Below are 6,622 nucleotides of genomic sequence, written 5' to 3' on the forward strand. Positions count from 1 at the left end.
AATAGATAATCTAAGAAAGAAATTGTTTTATTCAAAATGTAATGAAAGTTAAACTAAGATAGTAGTTCTTAAGGTTAGTACATTTTTTTTGTTTCGCAGGTAATAAATGACGTTTAAGTTAGGAATTGTGATGGATCCCATTTCCGGGATTAATATCAAGAAGGATAGTTCCTTCGCTATGCTGCTTTCTGCCCAAGCGAAAGGCTGGTCTTTGAACTATATGGAAATGTCTGACCTATATTTGGATCAAGGTACGGCTCGTGGACGTTTGACGCCTCTCAAGGTAAGTAACGATGAGCAAAGCTGGTATGAACTTGGTGAGCCGCGCGAAGCCGATTTGGCTGAGTTAGACGTCATTCTTATGCGTAAGGATCCACCCGTTGATTCAGAGTTTATTTACGCTACGCATATTCTAGAACGGGCCGAGCAGCAGGGAGCTTTAGTATTAAATAAAGCCCAAAGCTTGCGAGATTGTAATGAAAAGCTATACGCGACTCTTTTCCCCCAATGTTGCCCGCCTGTTTTGGTCTCGAGAGATCAGCAACGCTTGAAAGCGTTTTGTAAGCAGCATGAAGACGTCATCTATAAACCCTTGGATGGTATGGGAGGCGCTTCTATTTTCAGAGTGACTCTGGGGGACAGTAACCTAAGTGTGATTCTCGAAACGCTGAGTCAGCATGGCCAGCAACAGGTGATGGCGCAAAAATATTTGCCTGAGATAAAGAATGGCGATAAGCGTATACTTATTATTGATGGTGAGCCGGTTGCTTTTGGCTTGGCGAGAATTCCGGGGCAAGGTGAGTCGCGAGGCAATTTGGCTGCAGGTGGTCGTGGAGAAGTGCTGCCACTGACTGAACGTGACTATTGGATCGTTGATCAGATAAAAGATGATTTACTAGATAGGGGCTTGTTATTTGTAGGTATCGATGTGATTGGTGATTACCTGACAGAAATAAATGTCACCAGTCCAACCTGTATTCAGGAAATTGAAAGGGTTAGCCAAATCAAAATTGCTGATAAGCTAATATCGACGATTGAGCAGAAATTGAGTGCTAGTAAAAAGTAATATGAAGCAAGAGACGCAATCTGTAGGGGAGCTAAATTGGCAGTGGTAGCACGAGCAATGGGTGTTAGCGATACTGATCGTCTTAGTTTTACGGTTTTTGTCGCGCTGGCCTTACATAGCTTAATTATCCTGACCGATTTTCTGGAAGAAGATCCGGAGCCCGTGGCGTTTACTATGGAAATTACGCTTTCTCGCTTTGAGGATGAGACCAAGCCAGATAAGGCGGACTTCTTTGCCGAGACCAACCAGCTTGGCAGCGGTACGCTAGAAGAAAAAGCGAGAGTCACGACGCCGATTGAATCGAAGCAGTTCAATGCCCTGGAGCAATTAGCCAGCTCTCCAGCGCCAACACAAGACAGTATAGAAAAGCGTGATAAACAGGTGATCAGCTCGGTATCGGGCGAAAGGCTAAGACCCAGCCTGTTTGATCGTGTGCAAGAAGAAAATAAGCCCACCGAAGTGCAGCCTCGAAAGTCCATTCTGGAACGAAGCCTCGAAATAGCTGAACTGGAAGCTGATTTAGATAGGCAGAGGCAAAATTATGCTAAACGCCCAAGGGTGACTCGCTTGACCGCAGCCTCGACAATGAAAGCGGTCGATTCTCAATATGTGGCGCACGTTGTCAGTAAGATAGAGCGGACAGGCAGTCTGAACTTTCCTGAAGATGCCGGGAAGCGCTTGTATGGTAAACCCCGCGTCTCAATTTCTATCTATTCCGATGGCACGATTAAAGAGGTTGTCGTGTTACAGAGCTCAGGAGATCTAGTTCTGGACTCCAAAACCAGAGATATTGTTCATCGAGCGGCGCCCTTTGCGCCCTTTCCAAAGAATGTAAGAAAAGAGCGAGATGTATTAGAATTGATTCGCACCTTTTCTTATAACAAGAGTGGAGTATCCAGCTATTTGTAGCCATTTAGAAAATCAGTTTCTGATCGCAATGCCCCAGATGAAAGATCCAAACTTCTCAGGGTCTCTGACGTATATTTGTGATCATAGCAGCGATGGCGCAATGGGCGTTGTGATTAACCGCCCTACCGATATTGGCTTGGCTGAGTTACTCGAACAGTTAGATATCAGTATGACGATTGATACTGATGCCAAAATTTACGCTGGCGGGCCGGTCCAAAGAGATCGTGGTTTTATCTTTCATGATGGTGAAAAATGTTGGCAATCTACGCTAGAGTTATCATCCGGACTGAAACTCACCACATCTAAAGACATCCTTGAAGCCATTGCACAGGGAACCGGGCCACAAACCTATCTGGTTGCCCTTGGCTATGCTGGTTGGGGAGAGGGGCAGTTAGAAGGTGAGCTCACAGAAAACACTTGGTTAACTTGCCCCGGGTCTCAGGACATATTGTTTGCTGACGACGATAGCAAAAAACTGACAATGGCGATGGATATTCTCGGTATTAAGGCAGACCAGCTCAGTGGCCAGATAGGTCACGCTTAATGACCAATGAAGCCTTGACCTACTTATGTTTTGACTTTGGTGTAAAGCGCTTCGGTGTTGCCTGTGGGAATAGCCTACTTAAAACCGCATCAGAGCTTGCTCCCATTAAAGCCAGAGAGGGGATTCCTGACTGGGAAGTAATTGAACAATTGGTAGAAGAATGGAAACCGACAGGCTTTGTCGTTGGTTTACCTTTGAATATGGATGGCTCTGAAAGCGATATGTCATTGCGAGCGAAGAAGTTCGGTAAGCGCTTAAAAGGCCGTTTTAATAAACCGGTCGATATGATGGATGAGCGGCTCTCAAGCTTCGAAGCTAAGCAGGCGGTGAAAGCTAGAACGGGTCGGTACGTAGATTTTGGGGATCACTCGGTTGACGGTGCCGCAGCATGTTTAATACTAGAAAGCTGGTTTGCAGCAATGAGTGACAATAAAGGAACTGACAATGCATGATGAACAAGCTGTAGAAGCCTTATTGGGTGCGATGTCACAGCAACTAAGCCATTATTTGGCAGAAAAGAATATCACTGACTATGAGTTTGTCGGGATTCGCACCGGCGGTGTTTGGGTCGCTAAGGCTATTCAAAAAAGTTTGGCGAATGAAAAACTGATTGGTGAGCTTGATATATCTTTCTATCGCGACGACTTTACTCAAATTGGTTTGAATCCAAAAGTTGAGCCATCTAGCTTGCCCTTCGAAACAAAAGATAAGCATATCGTTTTATTCGATGATGTCTTAATGTCTGGCCGTACTGTGCGTGCAGCGATGAACGAACTATTTGATTACGGCAGACCAGCAAGTATTACACTGGCCGTACTGGTAGATGTAGGGCGTCCGGAGCTTCCAATCGCACCTCATGTGGTTGGGGCGAAATTATCTTTAGCCGAGGGGCAGCGTATAAAGCTTATCGGTCCAGAGAATCTACACCTAAAAATACAGTAACTACATTTCAACGACGACGGTTTTTAACAGGAAATTTTCATGCAGGCGCCTATTCAACTAACTAAGTCAGGAAGACTCAAGCACTTCTTGACGGTATCTGGGCTCAGTAAAGAGCTCCTGACAGAAATTTTGGATACCGCAGACTCATTGATCGAAGTTGGCGAAAGGAACATCAAAAAAGTTCCCCTTTTGCGTGGCAAAACTGTCGTGAATCTTTTCTTTGAAGCCAGTACACGGACTCGAAGCACCTTTGAATTGGCTGCCAAGCGTTTATCCGCCGATGTACTTAATCTGGATATTAATACCTCTGCTACCTCAAAAGGCGAATCGCTTTCGGATATGCTGCGTAATCTCGAAGCGATGGCCAGTGATATGTTTGTTGTTCGACATGCCTCGAGTGGTGCCGCGCATTTTATCGCAGAGTCTGTCACACCTGGTGTGGCTATTGTGAATGCAGGAGATGGTTGGCACGCCCACCCGACACAAGCAATGCTGGATATGCTGACTATTCGTCAGAATAAGGGGCAATTCGAGGGCCTGAAAGTCGCAATTGTGGGTGATATTTTGCATTCAAGAGTTGCACGATCCCAGATTAGAGCGCTGAATACACTCGGTGTTGATGAGGTAAGAGTGATAGCTCCTAATACCTTGCTGCCGAAAAGTGTCGAGTCATTGGATGTTAATGTCTATAACAATATGGATGAAGGCCTAAAAGACCTTGATGTGATTATTATGCTTCGATTGCAGCGTGAACGAATGCAAGGAGCTTTGCTACCGAGTGAGCAGGAATACTTTCAGCTTTATGGCTTGACTCGTGAGCGCTTGGCACTAGCCAAACCTGATGCAATTGTAATGCACCCGGGGCCGATTAACCGCGGCGTTGAGATCGAGTCGGAAGTTGCAGATGGCGAGCAGTCAGTGATCCTGGATCAGGTCACTAATGGTATTGCTGTAAGAATGGCGGTTATGTCGATGGCAATGAGTGGTCAAACGGAAGAGAAAAACAGTGAGGAGTCAAAATGAGCATGCTTCTTAAAAATGGTCAGCGTCTAGTTTTCTCTGACTCCGGCGCGTCCTGGGCTCCTTTTGAAACCTTGCTGATTAAAGATGGTCTGATCGAGGCAATCGATGTTGCCGAGATAAGTGGCACTCCTACAAAAGAATTGAATGGAGCCTATGTATTACCAGGCTTGATTGATCTTTCTGTCGCTTTGCCAGAGCCAGGAAACTCCATAAAAGGCAGTATCGCAAGTGAAACCAAAGCCGCCGCCGCGGGTGGCGTGACGACCTTATGCTGTACTCCAGAAACCCGGCCGGTCAATGACTCTCAAGCTGTGTCAAAGTTGATTAGAGAGCTAAGCGCACAGACGGACTATTGCAGAGTTTTACCAATTGGTGCGTTGACGCAGGGACTAAAAGGAGAGCAGTTAGCTACCTATTCATCCCTGAAGAAAGCGCAATGTGTGGCTTTGAGTAACGCTTACAACCCGCTTAAAAATTTAGCCGTGACCAAGCGCTGTTTTGAATATGCAAAAACGCATGAGATGAGCGTTTTTGTGAACCCTGTAGAGCCCTCATTACAACAAGGGGTCATGCATGAAGGTGAAGTAAGTACCACCGTTGGCCTGCAAGGCATTACTTCTTTGGCTGAAACCATCGCCGTTGCGCAATTGATTCAGTTAGCTAAAGCAACGGGAGTGCATCTCCACCTTTCTCAATTGTCGGCGGCTGAATCTGTTTCTCAGCTTGAGCAAGCAAAAGCTGCAGGTGTAAATATTACGGCAGATGTTGCGATTCAGAATCTACTCTACACCGATGAGTGTATTGAGGATTTTAATAGTGTTTATTATTGCTTACCGCCGTTAAGAGAAGAGCGGGATCGTTTAGCACTTGTTGATGGTGTAAACCGTGGTGTGATTGATGCGATCACCAGCGCTCATCGTCCACATGAGGCTGCAGCGAAACAAGCGCCTTTTGCTGAAACTGAAGCGGGAATGAGTAATATAGAATTTCTTTTGCCCTTTGCCATGCGTTTAGAGGACAGCGGAGAAATAAGTCTGCCCAGATTTATTGAAGCGATGACTCGAGGGTCTAGCAAGGTTTTACGCAGGAACTGTCCGAAAATAGAAGTAGGAGCCGTGGCTGACTTATGTGTTTTTTCTCCTGAAGGTGAACGTCAGTTGAGTGCTGACAAAATCATTTCTCATGGAAAAAACACACCTTTAATAGGAAAAAGTTTGAAGGGGCAAGTACTCACAACTATTCTAGATGGTAGGATTTCTTTCGGGTTAGATTGATTGCACCTTACACATAGGATTGGAGAATAAGGTATGGGTATTATCGGATTCCTTGGCTTTGTTTGTGTTTTATGGGGGCTTTACGTATTAGCAAAAAATACTAATGAAAGCCTTGAACAGCAGAAACAAATGCTGATAGAGCTGAAGCAACTAAAGCTATTAGCTGAGCGCGTGAGTGAGAGAGAGCCTAGTCCGCCGAAAATATACCAGGTAGAAGATACGCGTCAGCCTAAAGATAATGGTGAGGATAAAGCAGAAACGGAATGTGAAGTTAGCCTTAGTAAGCAGCTGATTGATATTAATCAGGATGACATTGTCGTTTTGCAAACATTACCGGGTGTGGGTAAGGTTCTGGCGCAAAAGATTATTGATGGCCGGCCCTATGAATCTATGGATGCTTTATTGAAGGTACAGGGGATTAGTCAGGATTTATTAGCGAAGCTACAGGTTTCGATAAAACTTTAGTAGAAATAAAAAAGAGGCCTTGAAAGCCTCTTTTTTGAATTTGGCTCAGGCCAGCTAGCCGTTCACTGCATCTTTCAGTGACTTGCCAGGCTTGAAGCCAACAGACTTGCTTGCAGCAATCTGGATTGTTGCACCAGTTTGAGGGTTTTTACCAGTACGAGCACTTCGCTCTCTGACTGAAAATGTGCCGAAACCGATCAGGCTTACGGTATCATTTTTGTTCATTGCATTGGTGATTTCATCGGTCAGAATATTCAGGACTTCACCGGCTTTTTCTTTGGTTAGGTCCGCTTTTTCAGCAATGGCAGCAGCAAGTTCAGGTTTTTTCATGAATTTTACCTTAATTGAGATTGTTGTCTTAGGTACACGCCAGACAGGGTCTGCAGTCCAGAGGACTTT

General features: G+C 45.2%; 9 protein-coding genes. 8 read left to right on the top strand and 1 reads right to left on the bottom strand.

The genetic code is table 11. The features are described 5' to 3' along the window. Positions 1-106 precede the first annotated feature (106 nt). From gshB to A3756_RS13095, 8 genes are read left to right on the top strand one after another with little or no spacing between them, the layout of a single operon-like run. Positions 107-1,066 (top strand): glutathione synthase, encoded by a 960-nt coding sequence (gene gshB / locus A3756_RS13060; RefSeq protein WP_068553655.1) that lies wholly within the window; start codon positions 107-109, stop codon positions 1,064-1,066. 42 nt (positions 1,067-1,108) lie between these two features. After that, the gene (locus A3756_RS13065; RefSeq protein ID WP_231872330.1) at positions 1,109-1,975 is read left to right on the top strand and encodes a TonB family protein; all 867 of its coding nucleotides are present in this window, start codon (positions 1,109-1,111) and stop codon (positions 1,973-1,975) included. Between the two features lie 28 nt (positions 1,976-2,003). After that, the gene (locus A3756_RS13070; protein ID WP_068553656.1) at positions 2,004-2,519 is read left to right on the top strand and encodes a YqgE/AlgH family protein; all 516 of its coding nucleotides are present in this window, start codon (positions 2,004-2,006) and stop codon (positions 2,517-2,519) included. Then, the gene (gene ruvX, locus A3756_RS13075; protein ID WP_068508683.1) at positions 2,519-2,971 is read left to right on the top strand and encodes a Holliday junction resolvase RuvX; all 453 of its coding nucleotides are present in this window, start codon (positions 2,519-2,521) and stop codon (positions 2,969-2,971) included. Before A3756_RS13070 ends, ruvX begins: the two co-directional genes overlap by 1 nt. Then, positions 2,964-3,461 carry a bifunctional pyr operon transcriptional regulator/uracil phosphoribosyltransferase PyrR gene (pyrR, locus tag A3756_RS13080; protein ID WP_068508682.1) on the top strand — a complete coding sequence of 166 codons (498 nt, stop codon included), beginning with the start codon at positions 2,964-2,966 and terminating at the stop codon, positions 3,459-3,461. The genes ruvX and pyrR overlap by 8 nt, the downstream gene beginning before the upstream one ends. A 39-nt stretch (positions 3,462-3,500) precedes the next feature. Beyond that, positions 3,501-4,484, top strand: a complete 984-nt coding sequence (locus tag A3756_RS13085; RefSeq protein ID WP_068508681.1) for an aspartate carbamoyltransferase catalytic subunit — start codon at positions 3,501-3,503, stop codon at positions 4,482-4,484. Then, positions 4,481-5,758 (top strand): dihydroorotase, encoded by a 1,278-nt coding sequence (locus A3756_RS13090; RefSeq protein WP_068553657.1) that lies wholly within the window; start codon positions 4,481-4,483, stop codon positions 5,756-5,758. Before A3756_RS13085 ends, A3756_RS13090 begins: the two co-directional genes overlap by 4 nt. 33 nt (positions 5,759-5,791) lie before the next feature. Then, on the top strand, positions 5,792-6,223 hold the full coding sequence (locus A3756_RS13095; protein ID WP_068553658.1) for a helix-hairpin-helix domain-containing protein: 432 nt from the start codon (positions 5,792-5,794) through the stop codon (positions 6,221-6,223). 54 nt (positions 6,224-6,277) lie between these two features. Here A3756_RS13095 and A3756_RS13100 read toward each other — a convergent pair whose 3' ends face one another. Further along, entirely contained in the window at positions 6,278-6,553 is a 276-nt protein-coding gene (locus A3756_RS13100) for an HU family DNA-binding protein (protein ID WP_068508677.1), read from the bottom strand. Positions 6,554-6,622: the final 69 nt, after the last annotated feature.

It is taken from the genome of Oleiphilus sp. HI0086 (assembly GCF_001635225.1).

Coding starts and splice junctions, on each gene's coding strand:
- gshB (WP_068553655.1), top strand. CDS start 107: ATGACGTTTAAGTTAGGAATTGTGATGGATCCCATTTCCGGGATTAAT.
- A3756_RS13070 (WP_068553656.1), top strand. CDS start 2,004: ATGCCCCAGATGAAAGATCCAAACTTCTCAGGGTCTCTGACGTATATT.
- ruvX (WP_068508683.1), top strand. CDS start 2,519: ATGACCAATGAAGCCTTGACCTACTTATGTTTTGACTTTGGTGTAAAG.
- pyrR (WP_068508682.1), top strand. CDS start 2,964: ATGCATGATGAACAAGCTGTAGAAGCCTTATTGGGTGCGATGTCACAG.
- A3756_RS13085 (WP_068508681.1), top strand. CDS start 3,501: ATGCAGGCGCCTATTCAACTAACTAAGTCAGGAAGACTCAAGCACTTC.
- A3756_RS13090 (WP_068553657.1), top strand. CDS start 4,481: ATGAGCATGCTTCTTAAAAATGGTCAGCGTCTAGTTTTCTCTGACTCC.
- A3756_RS13095 (WP_068553658.1), top strand. CDS start 5,792: ATGGGTATTATCGGATTCCTTGGCTTTGTTTGTGTTTTATGGGGGCTT.
- A3756_RS13100 (WP_068508677.1), bottom strand. CDS start 6,553: ATGAAAAAACCTGAACTTGCTGCTGCCATTGCTGAAAAAGCGGACCTA.